The following is a 19,683-nucleotide window of genomic DNA, read 5'->3' on the forward strand; positions in this document are numbered from 1 at the left end:
GGGCCGAGAACGACGACGAAGGGGCCACAGCACCATGGCTGGACTCGCCGCATCCGGGTCGAACCCCGACGTCGAGCTGCTCTACGACATCAACGGCCTGGCCAAGGACGCGCCGCACTGGTTCGACCGGGTCATGGAGTTCGTGGGTGAGTACGGCATCCTGCTCGCCACCGTCCTGCTGGTGCTGTGGTGCTGGCTGTCCGTGCGCCGGCGCGGCGGAGAGGACGCCGCACCGTCCGTGGCCGCCCTCCTGTGGGCGCCGCTGGCCGCGGGCGTCGCCGTGCTGATCAACGTGCCGATACGAGGATTCGTGGAGCGGCCGAGGCCCTTCGTCGACCACGACGGCCTGGAGGTCCTGGTCAGCGGAAAGACCGACTACTCGTTCGTGAGTGATCACGCCACGATCACCATGGCCCTCGCCGTCGGACTGTTCGTCGCCAACCGGAAGTTCGGCGTCGCCGGCATCCTGCTCGCCCTGCTCGAAGGCTTCTGCCGGGTCTACATGGGCGTCCACTACCCGACCGACGTCCTCGGCGGCCTCGCCCTCGGCACCGCCGTCGCCCTCCTCCTCTCCCCGCCGGCCATGGCCCTGCTCACCCCCCTGACCAAGGCGATCGAGCGATCGCCGCGGGCAGGCCGGCTGATCCGGTCGAGGAAGTCCTCGGCGTACGGCGGCCAGGGCGCCGTCGTCCCCGGCGCGCGGAAGGGCTCCGGCGCCGAGGAGCGGGACCTCGCGGCCTGACCCGGTCGCTCAGAGCGCCTGCGGGAACGTGAAGAACCCCTGCGGGTCGTACTGCTTCTTCAGCGTCGCCAGCCGGGTCGCCGCGTCGCCGTAGTAGGCCTTCCGCCAGTTCGTCAGCGTCGGGTCCGTGTAGTTCTGGTACGCCGCTCCCGACGCGTACGGCTTCATCGCGTCGTGCGCCGCGGTCAGCCAGGACTGGCCGGTGGCGCCGGACGTGCCCGCCCGCCAGGACACGATGTACTGGGCCAGCATGCGGGAGCGGCGGTGGACGAACGCCGTGGCCGTCGGGGAGACGCGGTTGACCGCGCCGCCGAGCGCGGTCAGCGCGATGCTGCCGGAGCCGCCCCGGACCGTCTCCATCTGCTTCAGCAGGGCCTGGATGCCGGCCGTGGAGAGCGAGCGGTCGAAGAAGTCCGACTTCGCGGCGTACGTCTCCCGGTTGAGCGCGCCCTGCGGGGAGCGGCCGGGGGTCTTGCCGGGCAGATGGCACTGGGCGTCGGTGGCGAAGGAGGAGCAGCCGGCGTAGATCTCCATCGCCTCCTCGTAGGAGCGGCGGCGCAGGGAGACACTGCTCGCGGGGGCGCCCACCTTGTCGGCGAGGCGGTCGACCGCGTTCTGGAGCTCGCCGTAGGTGCCGAGGGAGAAGGCGGCGACGTTGATCGTGGTGTAGCCGCCGGTCGTGCCCGCCAGGTGCAGGGACGACCAGATCTCGTCCGACTGGTCCGGACCCCACTCCTGCCAGGCCTTCACCACCGCGGCCGCCTTCGACCAGGGCCAGGACAGATAACCGGTCACCGCCTGCGGGGCCGGGTGGGTCTTGAACTGGAGTTCCGTGACGATGCCGAAGTTGCCGTTGCCCGCGCCGCGCAGGGCCCAGAAGAGGTCCTTGTTCGTCGTGGCGTTCGCGACGAGCTGCTTGCCGTCGGCGGTGACGAGCGTGGCCTGGGTGAGGCTGTCGCAGGTCAGGCCGTAGGCGCGGGAGACGACTCCGTGGCCGCCGCCGAGGGTGAGGCCGGAGACGCCGACGGTGGGGCAGGAGCCGGCGGGGATGGTGACGCCCTTCGCGGTGAGAGCGCGGTAGACGTCGATGAGCTTGGAGCCGGCGCCGACGACCGCGGTGCCGCCGCTGGACCTGATCCTGTTGAGCTTCGACACGTCGATGATCAGACGACCGGTGCCGGAGGACCAACCCGCGTAAGAGTGGCCGCCGTTGCGGATCGCGACCTTGAGGTGGTGGGCGCGGGCGTAGGCGAGGGTGGTGCGGATGTCGTCGGTGTGGGCGACGTAGGCGACGGCGGTGGGCTTCAGGGAGTCGAAGCGGGTGTTGTAGAGCTGTTGGGCCGCGGGCCAGTTGGTGTCGCCGGGGCGCAGGAGGGGGCCGTCGAGGTCCCGGGCGAGGGCGGTCCAGTTGGCGGGGGCGGTGGGGAGGGCGGCGGACTTGGCGGACGTGGCGGCCGCTGTGCCGGAGGCGGTGGTGGTCTGGGCCGCGTCGGCGGAGTCGTTGCCGGTGCAGGCGGCTGTGGTGACCGTGGCTAGTGCGGCTACGCCGCCTGCGACGAACGTACGGCGTTCCATGGTGCGTGCCCTCCGTGGCCTCGGGTCGGCTGTCGTGGCTCTCGTGGAACGAGACGGGGTGCGGGAGGCCGGGGTTCCATGGTGCACGGAGTCGGGGCCGGGGCGGGTTTCGCTCGCCCGCGCCGGCGGGGTGCCGCCGCGCCCACCCGTGCCGCCCTGCGGCACGACTGCCCGCAGCTGAGCGCTCCGCGGGAAGTGCGGCGATGGGTCGTGGATCGTCTGCGGCGCCGCTGTGGCTGGTCGCGCAGTTCCCCGCGCCCCTTCAGGGCGCTGTGTCTACGTCGGCAGATGGTTCTGGGCGTCTGTCCTTGCCTGGCTTCTTGCCCTTCTCGCCGGGCCGCGCCAGCCGCAGGTGCAGCGGGCTGTGCAGAAGCGGCCCTGGTCGACCGTAGTCGTGAGGTGTTCCTGGGGGTCTGCGGGTGGGGGGACCCTGTCCTGCTGCGCCACGGGGACAACGTTACCGAGCCCGGGTAAAGGGGCGGTATGCGTGACGGCCCCACGGACCCGTCGTTAAGGGGAGCGACAGGGGGCCCGTGACGGAGGCAGGCGATGGCGGAGCGGCAGCACAGGGTCGGCGGGGCGGTCGCCGCGGGGGTCATGGTCTGGTGCGGGGTCAGTGGGTGCGCCGGGAGTGACACCGATCAGGACGCGCGGGGCGGTGATCCCGTCGCCGCGCTGCACGCCGCCGCCGCCCGCCTTGTGGAGGCCGGGAGTTCGAAGGCCAGCACGTCCATGGAGATGGCCACCGGCGGGACCCGCGTCACCATCCGGGGCGAGGGCGTCTATGACTACCGGCGGCAGATCGGGCAGTTGAAGGTGTTGCTGCCGCAGGACCCGGCCGGGCAGAGCGAGCACCGGCCGATCACCGAACTGCTCGCTCCCGGTGCCCTGTTCATGAAGAACCGGGGTGCCGGTGTCCCCGCGGACAAGTGGGTCCGCGTCGACACCGCCGGCCTCTCCGACGGGAACCTGGTCACCGGCGGTGCCACCGACCCGTTCGCCGCCGCCGAGTTGCTGCGCGGGGCGCGGACGGCGACCTACGTGGGGAAGACGGACGTGGCCGGGATCGACGTTCGCCACTATCGCGGGGTCGCCGATCTCACCGTCGCCGCGCGGGGGGCGACCGACGGGAACAAGGCATCGCTGGGGGCGGCGGCGAAAGGGTTCGCCACGGCGCGCGTTCCCTTCGACGTGTACCTCGACGACGACGGGCGCATCCGCAAGGTCAGGCACCGGTTCAGCTTCGTCAACGGGCAGCAGGAAGGCACCGTGGCCGTGGCGTCGACGACCTTGCTGTTCGACTTCGGCGTCGCCGTCGACGTACGCCTGCCGGACGGTGACGACATCTACGCCGGGAAGATCGTGGAGGAGTGAGCCGGGGGCCGGCCGGGGGCGAGCGGTCGTGACGGGCGTCAAGAACTAGCCCGTCCGTGCCATGCGCGGTGTGTAGACCGCTCCCTACTCTAGGAAGCGGTGACGGCAGAGAAGAGGTGATGCACGTGGCTCCGGTCGGCGGTACGGCAGTTCAGGACCACGTGGCCCTCGCCGAGATCGAGCTGTGCGGAGAGCTGATCATCGCGGCGTCGGCCGCCCAGGACCGGCTCAGTCTGGAGAGCATCGACGAGGTGCTGAAAGTGGCCGAGGAGCGCGAGGCCTCCGGCCGCTGAGCGGCCAAGGACGCCTGCCCCCCACCCGCTCGGTCAGGTCCGCATCATGCGGGCGATCGCCTTCGTGGCCTCTTCCACCTTCGCGTCGATCTCGTCGCCGCCCTTGAGGGCCGCGTCGGCGACGCAGTGGCGCAGGTGCTCCTCCAGCAGCTGCAGGGCGAAGGACTGCAGGGCCTTGGTGGAGGCGGACACCTGCGTGAGTATGTCGATGCAGTAGACGTCCTCCTCGACCATGCGCTGGAGGCCGCGGATCTGGCCCTCGATCCGGCGCAGGCGCTTGAGGTGCTCGTCCTTCTGCTTGTGGTAGCCGTGGGTGACGTTTTCGGTCACCGGCTCGGAGGGCGCCGTGGCGCCGGCCTCGGTCGTCGTCATCGCGTCCTCCACAGTTCCGGACAGGTATATACCCCTACTGGGTATATCGTACCGAACTTTGCTGGGTATAGGGCAGGCGGAAGGCCCCCGTGCCGACCACTGTGCCTGATGGGCGACACTGGGGGACGGCCCATTAGCCGTGGCCGGATGATGCACTTAGCATCAGCCTGACCGAAACCGATGCACCCCGAGGACCCCTTGTGCGCTTCCGTCTGACCCCCAGGGAGACGAGCTTCTATGACATGTTCGCCGCATCCGCGGACAACATCGTCACGGGCTCGAAGCTCCTCATGGAACTGCTCGGGGCGGACACCGCCGGCCGGGCCGAGATCGCAGAGCGTATGCGGGCCGCGGAACACGCTGGTGACGACGCCACACACGCGATCTTCCACCAGCTGAACTCCTCGTTCATCACGCCGTTCGACCGTGAGGACATCTACAACCTCGCGTCCTCCCTCGACGACATCATGGACTTCATGGAGGAGGCCGTCGACCTGGTCGTCCTCTACAACGTCGAGGAACTTCCCAAGGGCGTCGAGCAGCAGATCGAGGTGCTGGCGCGGGCGGCGGAGCTGACCGCCGAGGCCATGCCCAATCTGCGGACCATGGACAACCTCACCGAGTACTGGATCGAGGTCAACCGGCTGGAGAACCAGGCCGACCAGATCCACCGCAAGCTGCTGGCCCAGCTCTTCAACGGCAAGTACGACGCCATCGAGGTGCTGAAGCTGAAGCAGATCGTGGATGTGCTGGAGGAGGCGGCGGACGCCTTCGAGCACGTGGCCAACACGGTGGAGACCATCGCGGTCAAGGAGTCCTGAGCCCTTCATGGACACCTTTGCACTGATCGTGACCATTGGCGTCGCGCTCGGATTCACCTACACCAACGGCTTCCACGACTCGGCGAACGCGATCGCGACGTCCGTCTCGACCCGGGCGCTCACCCCGCGCGCGGCCCTGGCGATGGCCGCGGTGATGAACCTCGCCGGTGCCTTCCTGGGCAGCGGGGTGGCCAAGACCGTCAGCGAGGGGCTGATCGAGACGCCCGAGGGCTCGAAGGGGATGGGCATCCTCTTCGCCGCGCTCGTCGGTGCGATCACCTGGAACCTCATCACCTGGTACTTCGGGCTGCCCTCGTCCTCCTCGCACGCGCTGTTCGGCGGCATGGTGGGAGCGGCGCTCGCGGGCGGTACGACGGTCTACTGGCACGGGGTGCTGGAGAAGGTCGTCATCCCGATGTTCGTGTCGCCGTTCGTCGGTCTCATCGCCGGTTACCTGGTGATGACCGCGATCATGTGGATCTTCCGGCGTGCCAACCCGCACAAGGCCAAGCGCGGTTTCCGGATCGCGCAGACCGTCTCGGCGGCCGGTATGGCACTCGGGCACGGTCTGCAGGACGCGCAGAAGACCATGGGCATCGTGGTGATGGCGCTGGTCATCGCCGATGTCGAGGACTACGGCGATCCGATCCCGGTGTGGGTGAAGATCGTGTGCGCCGTGATGCTGTCGCTCGGTACGTACGCCGGTGGATGGCGGATCATGCGGACGCTGGGGCGGAAGATCATCGAGCTGGACCCGCCGCAGGGGTTCGCCGCGGAGACGACCGGTGCGTCGATCATGTTCACCACCGCGTTCCTCTTCAAGGCGCCGATCTCCACGACCCATGTCATCACCTCCGCGATCATGGGCGTCGGCGCGACGAAGCGGGTGAACGCCGTGCGCTGGGGAGTCGCGAAGAACATCGTCCTCGGCTGGTTCATCACGATGCCGGCGGCGGCGATCGTGGCGGCGGCGTCGTTCGGGATCGTGGATCTGGCGTTCCTGTAAGGCAGTACGCAAGGAGCCCGCCCCCTGATGAGCCAGGGGGCGGGCTCTTTTGCGTCCTCGCGGTGGCACCGCCATGCAGCACCGCGAGGGGTCCGGGTCGGCTCAGCCGAAGCGGCCGGAGATGTAGTCCTCCGTCGCCTGGACCGACGGGTTGGAGAAGATGCGCTCCGTCTCGTCGATCTCGATCAGCTTGCCGGGCTGGCCGACGGCGGCCAGGTTGAAGAAGGCGGTGCGGTCGGAGACGCGGGCCGCCTGCTGCATGTTGTGCGTCACGATGACGATCGTGAAGCGCTCCTTCAGCTCCCCGATCAGGTCCTCGATCGCGAGGGTGGAGATCGGGTCCAGGGCCGAGCAGGGCTCGTCCATGAGGAGGACCTTGGGCTCCACCGCGATCGCGCGGGCGATGCAGAGGCGCTGCTGCTGACCGCCGGAGAGGCCGGAACCCGGCTTGTTCAGGCGGTCCTTGACCTCGTTCCAGAGGTTCGCGCCCTTGAGGGACTTCTCGACCACGTCCGCGAGCTCGGACTTCTTGTACGAGCCGTTCAGACGCAGGCCCGCCGCCACGTTGTCGAAGATCGACATCGTGGGGAAGGGGTTCGGACGCTGGAAGACCATGCCGACCTCGCGGCGGACGGAGACCGGGTCGATCCCGTTGCCGTACAGGTCCTCGTCGTCCAGCATCACCTTGCCCTCGACCCGGCCGCCGGGGGTGACCTCGTGCATCCGGTTCAGGGTGCGCAGGAACGTCGACTTGCCGCAGCCGGAGGGGCCGATGAAGGCCGTCACCGAGCGGGGCTCGACGGTCATCGAGATGTCTTCGATCGCCTTGTGGGAGCCGTAGTAGGCGGTCAGTCCGCTTACGTCGATTCGCTTGGCCATGACTACTTCACTTCCAGAGATTCGTCGGTCGCTGTATGGCCGCGTCAGCGACCGGTCTTCGGGGCCTTCCAGCGGGCGATGCCGCGGGCCACCAGGTTCAGGATCATCACGAAGGCGATCAGCGTCAGCGACGCCGCCCAGGCGCGGTCGTACGCCGCTCCGGAACCCGCGCTGTTCGCGTACTGCTGGTAGATGTACAGCGGCAGCGACGCCTGCGCCCCTTCGAAGGGGTTGGTGTTGATGAACGGGTTGCCGAAGACGAGGAGCAGCACCGGAGCCGTCTCGCCCGCGATACGGGCGACCGCCAGCATGATGCCGGTCGTGATGCCGCCGATGGAGGTCGGCAGGACCACCTTCAGGATCGTGCGCCACTTCGGGACGCCCAGCGCGAGGGAGGCCTCGCGCAGCTCGTTCGGGACGAGCTTGAGCATCTCCTCGGTGGAGCGGACGACCACCGGCATCATCAGGATGGCCAGGGCCAGCGAGCCGGCGAAGCCGAAGGGCTGCATCTCGAACTGGAGCATCAGGCTGAGGATGAACAGACCCGCGACGATCGACGGGATGCCGGTCATGACGTCGACGAAGAACGTGATGGCCTTGGAGAGCTTGCCCCGCCCGTACTCGACCAGGTAGACGGCGGTGAGCACGCCGATCGGAGCGGCGATCAGGGCGGCGAGGCCGACCTGCTCCAGGCTGCCGATGATGGCGTGGTAGATACCGCCACCGGGCTCGGTGTCGGCGACCACACCCATGGAGTGGGTCAGGAAGTAGACGTCGAGGACCTTCACGCCGCGTGCGACGGTCACCCAGACCAGGGAGACCAGCGGGATCACGGCGAGCAGGAAGGCGACCCAGACCAGCGAGGTCGCGATGCGGTCCTTGGCCTGGCGGCGGCCTTCCACGCGGGCGGCGATGCCGTAGGTCCCGACGAGGAAGAGAAGCGCGGCGATCAGGCCCCACTGGACCTCGCTGTCGAGGCCGGCGGCCAGGCCGATGCCGACCGCGAGACCGAGCGAGCCACCCGCGATGGCGTACGGGGACCACTTGGGCAGACGGGCACCGCGCAGGGTGCTGACGGTTGCGGTGCTCATGCGTTGGCCCCCGAGTACTCCGCGCGGCGGGCGATGATCGCCCGGGCCGCGCCGTTGACCAGCAGCGTGATGACGAACAGGACCAGACCGGAGGCGATCAGCGCGTCCCGGCCGAACTCGGTGGCCTCGCCGAACTTGCTGGCGATGTTCTGCGCGAAGGTGCCGCCGCCCGGGTCGAGCAGGCTGGCCTGGATGTCGAAGGTCGGGGAGAGCACGGTGGCCACGGCCATCGTCTCGCCGAGCGCGCGGCCGAGGCCGAGCATCGAGGCGGAGATCACGCCGGAGCGGCCGAAGGGGATCACCGACATGCGGATGACCTCCCAGCGGGTGGCACCGAGCGCCAGGGCCGCCTCCTCGTTCATCCGCGGCGTCTGCCGGAAGACCTCACGGCTGACGTTGGTGATGATCGGCAGGATCATGATGGCGAGCAGGATGCCGACGGTCAGCATCGAGCGGGCCGCGCCGCCCTGCCAGGAGAAGATGCCGGTCCAGCCGAAGTAGTCGTCCAGCCAGCCGAACAGGCCGTTCATGTTCGGTACGAGGACCAGGGCGCCCCACAGGCCGTACACGATGGACGGTACGGCGGCGAGCAGGTCGATCACGTAGGCGATGGGACCGCTCAGCTTGCGCGGGGCGTAGTGGGTGAGGAACAGGGCGATCGCGACGGCGATCGGGACCGCGATGGCCATGGCGACGATCGAGGAGACGATCGTGCCGAAGGCGAGGACCGCGATGCCGAAGACCGGTTCCTGAAGGTTGGTGTTCCACTCGAAGGTGGTCAGGAAGTTGCCGTGGTCCTTGCTGATGGCGAGGGACGCGCGGTAGGTGAGGAAGACCGCGATCGCGGCCATGATCACCAGCAGGAAGATGCCCGAGCCGCGGGAGAGGCCGAGGAAGATCCGGTCTCCGGGGCGCGTGGCGCCGCGGGCGGCGCGCTTCTGCTCGGTCGCGGTGGGCTGGGCTGCGGGGGGAGGTGTGTCGGTTATCTGTGTGGTGTCCATCGGGTTCTCCGGTCTGCGGAGACGCACGGTGTGTGCGGCTCCTGGCGGCGGTGCACCGGACGGTGCGGCCCGGCCCCGGTGCGGGGACGGGCCGCACGCTCAGATCAGCTCAGGCCCTCGATGGTGGTGCGGACCTTGGCGATGATGTCGTCGGGGATCGGGGCGTAGCCGGCCGTGGAGAGCTGGCCCTGACCGTCCTCGGAGGCGATGTAGCGCAGGAACGCCTTGGTGCCGGCGAGGGTGTCCGACTTGTTGCCCTTGTCGCAGACGATCTCGTAGGTGACCAGGGTGATCGGGTAGGCGCCGTCGGCCTTGGTCGCGTAGTCCAGCTGGAGCGACAGGTCCTTGCCGGTGCCGACGACCTTGGCGGCCGCGATCGCCTTGGTGGCGTTCTCGACGGTGGCCTCGACCGGGGCGGAGGCGCCGGTGTCGATGGTGACCGGGACGATGCCGTCCTTGGCGTACGACAGCTCCATGTAGGAGATGGCGCCGGAGGTCTGCTTGACCTGCTGGGCGACACCGGAGGAGCCGGACGCCGACTGGCCGCCCTTGGCCTGCCAGGCCTTGCCGCCCTCGTACTTCCAGTTCGCCGGGGAGGCGGCGATCAGGTACTTGGTGAAGTTGTCCGTGGTGCCGGACTCGTCCGAGCGGTGGAACGCCTGGATCTTCAGGTCGGGGAGCTTGGCGTCGGGGTTGAGCTTCTTGATCGCCGCGTCGTTCCAGTTGGTGATCTTGCTGTCGAAGATCTTGGCGAGCGTCTCGGCGTTCAGGACGAGCTTGTCGACGCCGGGGACGTTGAAGCCGACCGCGATCGGGCCGCCGACCATCGGCAGGTCGATGCCCTGGCCGCCCTTGCAGACCGACTTGGAGGCGGTGACCTCTTCGGGCTTGAGCGCCGAGTCGGAACCGGCGAAGGCCACCTGGCCCTGGGTGAACGCGGTCACGCCGGCGCCGGAGCCGGAGCCCTTGTAGTTGATCTGCACACCGGAGCAGGAGGCCGTGAAGGCCTTCACCCAGGCGTCGATCGCGTTCTTCTGCGCGGAGGAGCCGTCGGCGAGCAGCTGACCCTTGGCGTCGTCGCACTTGATGGAGCTGTTGGCGGCGGTGGACGAGCTGGCGCCGTCCGAGGTGCCGGTGTCGTCGGAGCCGCACGCCGTGAGGGCCAGGGCGCCGGAGACGGCGAACGCGCCGAGAGCGAGAGCCCGCCGGTTCTTGCGCTGAAGCTTCACTGAGGGAGTTCCTTCCGAGAGCCGCCGTCCTGAATCCGGCGGCGTGCGAAGAGTGGGTGGCGCGGGCACGTCTTCGAGGTGTTCTCCCGACGCGCGGTCCGCACCGCGTAAGGCCGAAATTAGGCAGATCAGGTGAAGGCGCCGACTGGCGGAAATGAACGGGGGGTGAACCCCTGCGGAAGGTGCGGTTAGGTCACGGAACGGTTGCATTCCATACCGGCGCACCGGTCCTAGGCGAGGTGCAGCGCGGCCAGGAGATCGTCGATCAGCGCCCGGTCCCGCAGCTGGGTCAGCCGGTTCCGGGCCGCCGTCGGCGGGAGCCAGAGGATGCGGTCCACCTCGGTATTCGGGGTGAAGGACCCGGCCGCGGCCTCCGCCGCCCAGTAGCGGACCTGCTTGGGGCGGCCGTTCGCCACATAGCGGACGGTGGACAGCCGGGCACCCGGGGTCGCCTCGTAACCGGTCTCCTCCTCCACCTCGCGCAGCGCGCCGGCGAGCGCGTCCTCGCCGCGCTTCAGCTTGCCCTTCGGGTGGGACCAGTCGTCGTATTTCGGCCGGTGGACGAGGCAGATCTCCAGCTCGCCGTCGATGGGGGAGCGGCGCCACAGGACGCAGCCGGCGGCGTGGACGACGGTGGTGCCGGTCGGGTCGGTGTTGTCGGGAGAGCTCACTGGGCGCTCACCGTTCCTTCTCGGTTATGCGGTACTGACCGTTTCCTTCTGCCATGCCTGCTGGAACGCGAACCTCGCCGCCTCCACCTCGTGGCGCTGGTCGGCGTGGAGCACGCCGAGGGCGTACGCGGTCGCGGGGGCGATACGGGGCGTGCGCGCCGCCTGGGCCGCGGCGGCCGCCGCCTCCGACGCGTCCCGGTGCCGGTCCAGGGCCTCGCCGGTCGTCAGCAGGCGTACGTCGACGCAGTCGCCGTTCCGGAGGACCTCGCGGGCGTAGCGGTGCAGGCGCAGCAGCAGGCGGACCTGGTGCCAGGGGGCGTCCTGGGGGTGGGGGGACGGGTCCGGGGAGAGGCCGTGGATGAGGGCCTCGGCGTTGTAGGGGTGGCCCGCGGTGACCAGGGGGAGGGCGCTCACGGCGTCCCTGAGGCGGTCTTCGGCGGCGGCTGCGAGGGGGTGGAGGGGGATGGTGGTGGCCGTTGGGGAGAGGGGGACTTCGCTGGCGAGTACGGCGATGTTGTCGGCGACCGCGTGGAAGCGGGAGGAGCCGAGGGCCTGTAGGGCGGTGGAGTGAGCTCGGGTTCTCGCGAGGGTGAGCTGGCGGTCGAGGAGGGCGCCCGCTTTTGCCGCGCCCACTGTGAGGTTGCCGCGGTCCGGGGTGGGCGTACCGGGGTTTCCGCTCGCCGCGCCGGCGGGTGCCGCTGCGCCCACCCGTGCCGCCCCAGCGGCACGACTGCCCGCAGCTGGGGCGGAGGCGTCGACTGTGCCCGCCTGAGCCGGGAATGTCGCGCCCGACAACCTGTGCAGGGCCAGCAGCAGGCGTTCCAGCCTTGCCTCGTACGCGTGTTCCAGTGCCAACGTGCCCGACAGCCATGCCAGTTCGGGGCGGATGCGTTCCGACCAGTCCGGGTCGAGGAGCGGGCGGAAGGTGTGCAGGCTGGCGCTGATGCGGCGGGCCGAGCGGCGCAGGGCGCGGGCCGCGCCGACGGACGCCTCCGAACCGCCCGCCGCCGCACCGCCGTTCTCGCGGTGCTGGCGCAGGGCTCGGAGGAACTCCGTGGCCTGGGCGCGGAGATAGCCCGCGAGGGCGTCCGCCGTGACCGCCCCGGCCGTGGGGTCCGTCGGGTCAAGGTGTTGCTGTGCCACGCCGGCGCCTCCGGGCGTCTATGAGCATCTCCTGGACGTTGCGCAGGGGCTGGCCGTCCGCGTCGGTGGCGTGCCGCTCCCAGTCGCCGTCCGGGCCCAGGTGCCAGGAGGCGGTGGTGTCGGACATGCCGGTTTCCAGAAGGCGGTTGAGGGCTGCGCGGTGGGCCGGGTCGGTGACCCGTACCAGTGCCTCGATACGACGGTCCAGGTTGCGGTGCATCATGTCGGCGCTGCCGATCCACACCTCGGGCTCGCCGCCGTTGCCGAAGCCGAAGACCCGGGAGTGCTCCAGGAAGCGGCCGAGGATGGAGCGGACCTTGATGTTCTCCGACAGGCCCGCCACGCCCGGGCGGATCGCGCAGATGCCACGCACCCAGACGTCGACCGGCACGCCCGCCTGGGAGGCGCGGTAGAGCGAGTCGATGAGGGCCTCGTCCACCATCGAGTTGACCTTGATGCGGATGAACGCCGGGCGGCCCGCGCGATGGTGCTGGACCTCCTTGTTCACCCGCGAGATCAGGCCGTCACGCAGGGACTTGGGGGCCACCAGGAGACGGCGGTACGTCTCGCGGCGCGAGTAGCCGGAGAGGCGGTTGAAGAGGTCGGAGAGGTCCGCGCCGACCTGGGGGTCGGCGGTGAGCAGGCCGAGGTCCTCGTACAGGCGGGCCGTCTTGGGGTGGTAGTTGCCGGTGCCGACGTGGCTGTACCGCCGTAGCGTCTCGCCCTCCTGGCGGACCACCAGGGACAGCTTGCAGTGGGTCTTCAGACCGACGAGGCCGTACACCACATGGCAGCCCGCCTCCTCCAGCTTGCGCGCCCACTTGATGTTGGCGTGCTCGTCGAAGCGGGCCTTGATCTCGACCAGGACGAGGACCTGCTTGCCGGCCTCGGCGGCGTCGATGAGGGCGTCGACTATGGGGGAGTCGCCCGAGGTCCGGTACAGGGTCTGCTTGATGGCGAGGACGTCCGGGTCCTCGGCCGCCTGCTGGAGGAAGGCCTGCACGGAGGTGGAGAAGCTGTCGTACGGGTGGTGCAGCAGGACGTCACGGGCGCGCAGGGCCGCGAAGATGTCCGGCGCGGAGGCCGACTCGACCTCGGCCAGGTCGCGGTGGACACCGGCGATGAACTTCTTGTACTTGAGCTCGGGGCGGTCGAGCGAGGCGATGCGGAAGAGGCCGGTGAGGTCCAGGGGGCCGGGGAGGGGGTACACCTCGGCCTCGGAGATCTTCAGCTCGCGCACCAGCAGGTCCAGGACCTCGCGGTCGATGGACTCCTCGACCTCCAGGCGCACCGGCGGGCCGAAGCGGCGCCGCATGAGCTCCTTCTCCAGGGCCTGGAGCAGGTTCTCGGCGTCGTCCTCCTCCACCTCCAGGTCCTCGTTCCTGGTCAGGCGGAAGGCGTGGTGCTCCAGGACCTCCATGCCCGGGAAGAGCTCCTCCAGGTGGGCGGCGATGACGTCCTCGATGGGGACGTAACGGCCGGGGGAGCTCTCCAGGAAGCGGGACAGCAGCGGCGGGACCTTGACGCGGGCGAAGTGGCGGTGGCCGGTGACGGGGTTGCGGACGACGACCGCGAGGTTCAGGGAGAGGCCCGAGATGTACGGGAAGGGGTGCGCCGGGTCGACCGCGAGGGGGGTCAGGACCGGGAAGATCTGGTGCCGGAACAGGGTGAACAGGCGGGCCTGCTCCTTCTCCTGGAGCTCGTTCCAGCGGACGAGGTGGATGCCCTCCTCCGCGAGTGCGGGGGCGACGTCCTCGTGGTAGCAGGCGGCGTGCCGGGCCATCAGCTCACGGGAGCGGGCCCAGATCATCTCCAGCACCTCGCGCGGCTGGAGGCCGGAGGCGGAGCGGGTGGCGACGCCGGTCGCGATACGGCGCTTCAGTCCCGCCACCCGGACCATGAAGAACTCGTCCAGGTTGCTGGCGAAGATGGCGAGGAAGTTCGCCCGTTCGAGCAGCGGGGTGTTCGGGTCCTCGGCGAGCTCCAGGACGCGCTCGTTGAACGCGAGCCAGCTGCGCTCCCGGTCGAGGAAACGACCCTGCGGCAGGGGGACACCGTCTCCGGGGTCCTCCTCGTACGCGTCGAGGTCGGCGTCGATGTCGGGTTCCAGGTCGGAGACCGCGGCCGCGACGGTGTGCGGGCGGTGCGCGGCTATGGAGCCCACGGAGGGCTGCGCGTGCTGGACCTGTGCTGCCTGGGTGTTGGGCTGGCTCATGGACCCATTCTTCCGCGCCACGGGCGATACGGGCGCGTCGGACAGCGCGGGCGGGAGCGCGGCGGCGAGGCGGAGGTCCCCGTTCCCCGCGAACCCCTTGGGGGGCGGCGAAGGCTCTGGCACGGCGGGCGTCATTCGCCGAGCGTCGCAAGCCCGTCTGAACCGATGGTTACGGAGACATGGCGTGTGGGATATCGCGGGACGGCTCCCGGGCGTCCACCCGTCCGGCCGCGTGGCCGGGAACATGCCCGGGCCGCACCTCCCCCACCCCCGTGGGAGGACGTGCGGCCCGGAAGCGTGGCCCGTCCCGCCCGGATGTCAGGCGGTACGGCGGCGCAGCAGAAGGAAGGCGGCGAGGGTCGCGGCGGCTGCGACGGTGAGGAGGACGCCGGTCTCGACGTACTGGAGCGGCCAGTAGTGGGACACGGGGTGGTAGGTCAGACGGGTCTCGTCGGCCGACCAGTCGACCTGGTAGTACGAGCGCGGCGGCTCGAAGGCGCCGACGTGGGTGAGCGTGGGCCACAGGTTCCCGCGGAAGAGGTCCACGGTGTTGTACAGGACCAGACAGGCGACGAAGGCCGTCCCGGCGCCGGCCAGGGCGCGTCCGGTGAGCAGTCCGGCCAGGGTGCCGAGGGCGAGGCCCGCGAGGGCGTGGGCGACGGCGGCGGGGCCGGTGCCGATGAAGACGTCGGAGTAGTACCAGTCGCCGACCAGGTCGGGGTTGTCGTCGGTGCGGGCCCAGTTGCCGAGCAGGACGACCGTGGTGGTGCCCGCGGTGATCAGGGCGGCCGGGACGGTGAGCCGGGTCGCCAGCCAACGGGCCGGGGACGTCGACTGGGTCCAGGCGAGGCGGGCTGTCCCGGTCTCCAGCTCACGGCCGACGACCGCGCCCGCCCAGGCTGCCACCGGGAACATGAGGAGCGCCAGGCAGCCCGTGACCAGGGCGATGCCGTCGGCGTAGGTCGCGTCGGCGGTGATCGCCTCGACCGCCGAACACAGCGGCAGGTTGTCCTGGGCCGGTACGGCACAGGGGCTGACACCCTTGCGGGCCTCGTCGGCGAGGGCGTGCAGCCGGATCAGGTACCCGGTGGCGGCGGCCAGCGCGAGGGCCCACAGGATCGCGGCGGGGCGGTGCAGGCGCAGGGTGCTGCGGACGGCGAGCGTGGTGCGGACGTGGAGGGTGCTCACGCGGCGGCCCCGGTCTCCCGGCGCAGCAGCCGGAACGCGAGGGCGACGGCCACGGCGGCGACGGCGAGGAGGATGCCGGTCTCGATGAGCTGGAGGGGCCAGAAGTGGGAGGCGGGGTGGTACTCGGCGTAGAAGGCGACCGCGTGGTGGTCGGCCATGCACTGCGCGAAGTCGTCGCCGCAGTTCGGGTAGGGGATGTGGGCGCCGGTGGAGGTGAGCATGCCCTGGTCGCCGTACAGGACGTCGTCGCCGATGTTCGGCCACTGGGACTCCAGGGACGCGGTGGCGGTCTTCCACGGCCACAGGTCGGGGGTCACCAGGTCGGCCAGGTAGACGACGCCCCAGGTCACGGCGGTGCCGACGGCGAGGGCGGGCAGGGTGCGGCGCAGCAGCAGGCCGGTGAGGGCGCCGAGGGCGAGTCCGCACAGGGGCAGGGCGAGAGCGACGGGGCCGTTGGCGACGAAGGTCTCGGCGTCCATCCAGTGCAGGAACACCGGGAACGGGTTGTCCTCGTAGACCAGGCGGTGCAGCAGCACCAGCACGGTCATGCCGGCGGCGAGCACGGCGGCCGGTACGGTCAGCTTGGTGACCAGCCAGCGGGCCGGGGTCACGGACTGCGTCCAGGCGAGCTTGGCGGTGCCGTTCTCCATCTCGCGCCCGATGAGCGCGGCTCCGGCCCAGGCGGCGACGGGGAGGCACAGCCAGGCGAGGGCCATCTCGGGGAGGCGTACGGCCCGGTAGTAGCCGTTGATCGTGGTGTCCCACATACAGGCGTCGATGTCGTCGGGGCACTGCTGACGCCAGTTCGACCAGGCGTCGGTCGCGGCGGGGCCGTACGCCCACAGCAGGCTGCCCGCGGCGGCGGCCACGAGGAGCAGCCAGACGATCAGCGCGCCGCGGTGCAGGCGCAGCACGGTCCGGCCGGTGGCGGCGGGGCGCGCGGGTCTCGCCCGGACGGTCTCCGGGGCGGTGAGGGTCATACGGGGGCTCCTGGCGGGGCGTGCGGGCGGGGACGGGGCGGTGTGGTGCGGTGCGGTGTCCGGTCGGGCGGTACGCCGCCCGTGCTCATGAGGCGCGTCTGCGTGCGCCGGTCTCGCGGTGCAGCAGTCGGAAGGCCAGCAGGGTCAGCAGGGCGGTGAGGGCGAGGACCAGGCCGGTCGCGATCAGTTGCAGGGGCCAGTAGTGGGAGGCCGGGTGATAGGTGCGGTACCAGCCGACGGCGTCGAACCTGTCGTAGAACGCGAGGCATTCGTCGTTCTCGGAGTTGCCGCAGGTCAGGTTGGAGACGTGCGCTCCGGTGGCGGTGACGATGCCTTCGTCGACGCCGAGGCCGCCGCCGGTCGGGGCGAAACGCTTCAGATCGACCACGCTGGTGGACGTGGTCCACAGATGGGGCATGACCAGCTGGACGGCGTACCAGAGCAGGCCGGTGAAGCCGAGGCCCGCGACCAGGGCCGGCAGGGAACCGCGGCGGAGCAGGCCCGCGAGGGCGCCGCCGACCAGTCCGGCCAGGGCGAGGGCGACCACGACCGGGCCGTTGGCGTAGAAGGTCGGCAGGTCGTACCAGCTCTTGAGGGTGCCGATCCGGCCCTTGCCCGCCGACCACGCCAGGTGGTGCAGCAGGACCAGCAGGCCCGTGCCCGCGGTGACCACGGCCGCCGGAAGCGCCAGCCGGGAGGCGAACCAGCGGAGCGGGGAGGTGCTCTGCGTCCATGCCAGCCGGGCGGTGCCCGTCTCCACCTCGCGGCCGGTGAGGGCGGCGCCCGCCCAGGCGGCGACCAGGAAGGGCGCGGCGAGGACGGCGTAGGTCGTAAAGGAGTAGACGTCCTTGTAGTGGAGGATCGCGGCCTGGTCGTATCCGCAGGTCGCCGTGTGGCAGGCGTCGTACGCCCGCCAGGCCGCCGCGGACGCGTCCGCGAGCGGGCCGCGCAGCCACAGCAGGACGCCGGAGACGACGACCACGACGGCCGTCCACAGGAGGAGGGCCGGGCGGTGCAGGCGGATCAGCCAGCGGGTGAGATGCGCGGGGCCGGCCGCGGGCGGGGTGAGGGCGGTCACGCGACGGACTCCTCACGGGACTGCACCGCGGTGGTCGGCGTCGTCGCCCCGGGGTTGCGCAGATAGGAGAGGACCAGCTCTTCCAGGGTGGGTGTGCCGGTGCGCCAGTCGGCGGGGAGGGGCGCGGCCGGGCGGATCAGGGCGGTGAGCTGGCGGCCCGTGGTGCGGGACTCGACGACGGTGTGCGGGGCGAGGTCGGTGTCGGCGGTCGTCGACACGCGCGCGTGGGTCTCCAGCAGTTCGTCGATCTCCCCGGCGAGCCGGACCCGGCCGCCGCCGATGAGCAGGAGGTGGTCGCAGGAGTCCTCCAGCTCGGCCACCACGTGCGAGGACATGACGATCGTGGTGCCGTGCTGGGCCGCCTGGGACATCAGGACGCCCATCAGTTCATGCCGGGCCAGGGGGTCGAGGTCGGCCATCGGCTCGTCCAGGAGCAGCAGTTCGGGCCGTTTGCCGAGGGCGAGGGCGAGCGCGACGCGGGTGCGCTGGCCGCCGGACAGGGAGCGGACGCGGGCCTTCGGGTCGAGATCGCCGCCGGCCACGATGGCCTCGGCCGCGCGCGCGTCCCAGCGCCCGGGGTTGAGGTCGCCACCCATGCGGAGCGTCTCGGCGACGGTGAGCTGCGGGTAGAGCGGCTTGTCCTGGGCGACGAAGCCCACGCGTGCGCGTGCCTCGCCCGCGGGGCCGCCGAGGACGGCGAGGACGCCCTCGGTCGGCGCCATGAGGCCGGCGGCGAGGGCGAGCAGGGTGGACTTGCCCGCCCCGTTGGGGCCGACGACGGCACAGACGCGGCCGGCGGGGAGGGTGAAGGAGCAGTCCCGCAGGGCCCATCCGGCGCTCCGCCGCAGCCGGCCGAAGCGCTTGCCCAGCGCGGCTGCCTCGAGGGCGGTGTCGGTCATGAGGAGTCTCCCTGGCTGTGCTTGGTCGGGGCGGGCCGTTCGGAGAGTCGCTGCTCCGCGAGCCGCGGCGCCGAGAAGTGCTTGTCGAGTACGGCGGTGAAGAGTGCCGCCACGTCGTCCCGGTCGAGGCCGGACTCGAGGGCCTTCGCGGTCCAGTCCTCCAGCTCGGTGTGCAGGGGTGAGTCGGCGGGGGCGGCGCCGAGGCCGCGGCGCACGAAGGTGCCGAGCCCGCGGCGGGCCTCGACCAGTCCCTCGCGCTCCAGCTCTCGGTAGGCCTTGAGCACGGTGTTCGGATTGATGGCGGTTGCCTCGACGACCTCACGGGCCGTGGGCAGCTTGTCGCCGGGTTCCAGCAGGCCCAGGCGTAGCGCTTGTTTCGTCTGTTGCACGATCTGCACGTACGTGGCGACGCCGGAGTGCCGGTCGATGCGGTACTCGAGCACCCGTACAACCACCCTTTCACTAATTGAGTAGTGAAAGGGTGGTTCAAAGGTGGCCACAAAGTCAAGCCCGAATCCGTGAACCGATCGGTGGGGCTCGTGCGATGAGGGGTTGTGAGCGAGACGAGAAGCGACGGGGATCTGCTGCGGGCCGCAGCGGACGGGGACCGGCGCGCCTTCGAGGAGCTGTACCGGCGGTTCGCGCCCTGGCTGACCGCGCGACTGCGGGGCCGGTGCGCCGACGCCGGGATAGTCGACGACGTCGTGCAGGAGACCTTCCTCGCGATCTGGCGCGGCACGGCCCGCTACCGGGAGGACGGGGACGTGACCGGGTGGCTGTGGCGGATCGGGTCACGGCGACTGGTCGACGCGCTGCGCGGCGACGGCGCGCGGGGCCGGATGCGGCAGGCGCTGGCCCGGCTGCGGCATCGCCATGAGGCGTCCGCGGAGGAGCGCGTGCTCGCGGGGGTGGAGCACGGGGACCTCGCGGGCGCGCTGGTCCGGCTCTCCCCCGAACTCCGCGCGGTCCTCCAGGCGACGGTCATCGACGGACTGACCACCCGCGAGGCCGCCGTCGTCCTCGGCATTCCGCCGGGGACGGTCAAGACGCGGGCGCTGCGAGCCCGCAAGCAACTGCGAGAGGCGCTGGCATGAGCGGGCGGATGGACGGACGGGGCCCGGCTCTG

20 protein-coding genes are annotated in these 19,683 nt (G+C 70.7%); 6 read left to right on the forward strand and 14 right to left on the reverse strand.

Translation table 11 applies throughout. From position 1 onward, the window contains the following. The first annotated feature begins 34 nt into the window (after positions 1–34). On the forward strand, positions 35–742 hold the full coding sequence (locus ACIHIX_RS32755) for a phosphatase PAP2 family protein (RefSeq protein ID WP_399962570.1): 708 nt from the start codon (positions 35–37) through the stop codon (positions 740–742). A gap of 9 nt (positions 743–751) precedes the next feature. Here the strand turns inward: ACIHIX_RS32755 and ACIHIX_RS32760 are convergent, their stop codons facing one another. Further along, positions 752–2,317 (reverse strand): FAD-binding oxidoreductase, encoded by a 1,566-nt coding sequence (locus ACIHIX_RS32760; protein ID WP_399962572.1) that lies wholly within the window; start codon positions 2,315–2,317, stop codon positions 752–754. A 549-nt stretch (positions 2,318–2,866) separates the two neighbouring features. Here ACIHIX_RS32760 and ACIHIX_RS32765 point away from each other — a divergent pair. Then, positions 2,867–3,691, forward strand: coding sequence for a hypothetical protein (locus ACIHIX_RS32765; protein WP_399962574.1), 825 nt, complete (start codon positions 2,867–2,869; stop codon positions 3,689–3,691). 119 nt (positions 3,692–3,810) lie between these two features. Beyond that, on the forward strand, positions 3,811–3,984 hold the full coding sequence (locus tag ACIHIX_RS32770) for a hypothetical protein (RefSeq protein WP_399962576.1): 174 nt from the start codon (positions 3,811–3,813) through the stop codon (positions 3,982–3,984). Between the two features lie 33 nt (positions 3,985–4,017). On the opposite strand, the gene ACIHIX_RS32775 is transcribed toward ACIHIX_RS32770, so the two are convergent. After that, a complete protein-coding gene (locus ACIHIX_RS32775) occupies positions 4,018–4,356 on the reverse strand; it encodes a metal-sensitive transcriptional regulator (RefSeq protein ID WP_329337497.1) in 339 nt (112 codons plus the stop codon). Positions 4,357–4,556: 200 nt separating this feature from the next. Here ACIHIX_RS32775 and ACIHIX_RS32780 point away from each other — a divergent pair, with 200 nt between their 5' ends. After that, positions 4,557–5,177 carry a DUF47 domain-containing protein gene (locus ACIHIX_RS32780; protein ID WP_059195745.1) on the forward strand — a complete coding sequence of 207 codons (621 nt, stop codon included), beginning with the start codon at positions 4,557–4,559 and terminating at the stop codon, positions 5,175–5,177. Between the two features lie 7 nt (positions 5,178–5,184). After that, positions 5,185–6,183: an anion permease gene (locus tag ACIHIX_RS32785; RefSeq protein ID WP_399962578.1), complete on the forward strand. Its 999-nt coding sequence runs from the start codon at positions 5,185–5,187 to the stop codon at positions 6,181–6,183. A 102-nt stretch (positions 6,184–6,285) separates the two neighbouring features. On the opposite strand, the gene pstB is transcribed toward ACIHIX_RS32785, so the two are convergent. The 12 genes from pstB to ACIHIX_RS32845 form a co-directional block, all read right to left on the reverse strand. Then, positions 6,286–7,062: a phosphate ABC transporter ATP-binding protein PstB gene (pstB, locus tag ACIHIX_RS32790; RefSeq protein ID WP_399962580.1), complete on the reverse strand. Its 777-nt coding sequence runs from the start codon at positions 7,060–7,062 to the stop codon at positions 6,286–6,288. 44 nt (positions 7,063–7,106) lie between these two features. Next, a complete protein-coding gene (gene pstA, locus ACIHIX_RS32795) occupies positions 7,107–8,153 on the reverse strand; it encodes a phosphate ABC transporter permease PstA (protein WP_399962582.1) in 1,047 nt (348 codons plus the stop codon). Continuing rightward, complete coding sequence (pstC, locus tag ACIHIX_RS32800; protein WP_399962996.1) at positions 8,150–9,154, reverse strand: phosphate ABC transporter permease subunit PstC; 1,005 nt, start codon at positions 9,152–9,154, stop codon at positions 8,150–8,152. The genes pstA and pstC overlap by 4 nt, the downstream gene beginning before the upstream one ends. Before the next feature lie 104 nt (positions 9,155–9,258). Further along, on the reverse strand, positions 9,259–10,383 hold the full coding sequence (gene pstS / locus ACIHIX_RS32805) for a phosphate ABC transporter substrate-binding protein PstS (protein WP_399962584.1): 1,125 nt from the start codon (positions 10,381–10,383) through the stop codon (positions 9,259–9,261). Positions 10,384–10,613: 230 nt separating this feature from the next. Further along, positions 10,614–11,054 (reverse strand): NUDIX hydrolase, encoded by a 441-nt coding sequence (locus ACIHIX_RS32810; protein ID WP_399962586.1) that lies wholly within the window; start codon positions 11,052–11,054, stop codon positions 10,614–10,616. A gap of 24 nt (positions 11,055–11,078) precedes the next feature. Next, a complete protein-coding gene (locus ACIHIX_RS32815) occupies positions 11,079–12,197 on the reverse strand; it encodes a CHAD domain-containing protein (protein ID WP_399962588.1) in 1,119 nt (372 codons plus the stop codon). Then, complete coding sequence (locus ACIHIX_RS32820; protein ID WP_399962590.1) at positions 12,178–14,412, reverse strand: RNA degradosome polyphosphate kinase; 2,235 nt, start codon at positions 14,410–14,412, stop codon at positions 12,178–12,180. Before ACIHIX_RS32820 ends, ACIHIX_RS32815 begins: the two co-directional genes overlap by 20 nt. 318 nt (positions 14,413–14,730) lie before the next feature. After that, complete coding sequence (locus ACIHIX_RS32825; RefSeq protein ID WP_399962592.1) at positions 14,731–15,600, reverse strand: hypothetical protein; 870 nt, start codon at positions 15,598–15,600, stop codon at positions 14,731–14,733. Beyond that, on the reverse strand, positions 15,597–16,580 hold the full coding sequence (locus ACIHIX_RS32830; RefSeq protein ID WP_399962594.1) for a hypothetical protein: 984 nt from the start codon (positions 16,578–16,580) through the stop codon (positions 15,597–15,599). Before ACIHIX_RS32830 ends, ACIHIX_RS32825 begins: the two co-directional genes overlap by 4 nt. 85 nt (positions 16,581–16,665) lie before the next feature. Continuing rightward, positions 16,666–17,658 (reverse strand): ABC transporter permease, encoded by a 993-nt coding sequence (locus tag ACIHIX_RS32835; protein ID WP_399962596.1) that lies wholly within the window; start codon positions 17,656–17,658, stop codon positions 16,666–16,668. After that, the gene (locus ACIHIX_RS32840) at positions 17,655–18,557 is read right to left on the reverse strand and encodes an ABC transporter ATP-binding protein (protein ID WP_399962598.1); all 903 of its coding nucleotides are present in this window, start codon (positions 18,555–18,557) and stop codon (positions 17,655–17,657) included. The genes ACIHIX_RS32835 and ACIHIX_RS32840 overlap by 4 nt, the downstream gene beginning before the upstream one ends. Then, positions 18,554–19,000 (reverse strand): GntR family transcriptional regulator, encoded by a 447-nt coding sequence (locus tag ACIHIX_RS32845; protein ID WP_399962600.1) that lies wholly within the window; start codon positions 18,998–19,000, stop codon positions 18,554–18,556. Before ACIHIX_RS32845 ends, ACIHIX_RS32840 begins: the two co-directional genes overlap by 4 nt. Positions 19,001–19,111: 111 nt before the next feature. Between ACIHIX_RS32845 and ACIHIX_RS32850 the strand changes: the two genes are divergently transcribed. Further along, complete coding sequence (locus tag ACIHIX_RS32850; protein ID WP_329337525.1) at positions 19,112–19,651, forward strand: RNA polymerase sigma factor; 540 nt, start codon at positions 19,112–19,114, stop codon at positions 19,649–19,651. Positions 19,652–19,683 lie beyond the last annotated feature (32 nt).

Source organism: Streptomyces sp. NPDC051913 (assembly GCF_044593635.1).
GTDB lineage: Bacteria > Actinomycetota > Actinomycetes > Streptomycetales > Streptomycetaceae > Streptomyces.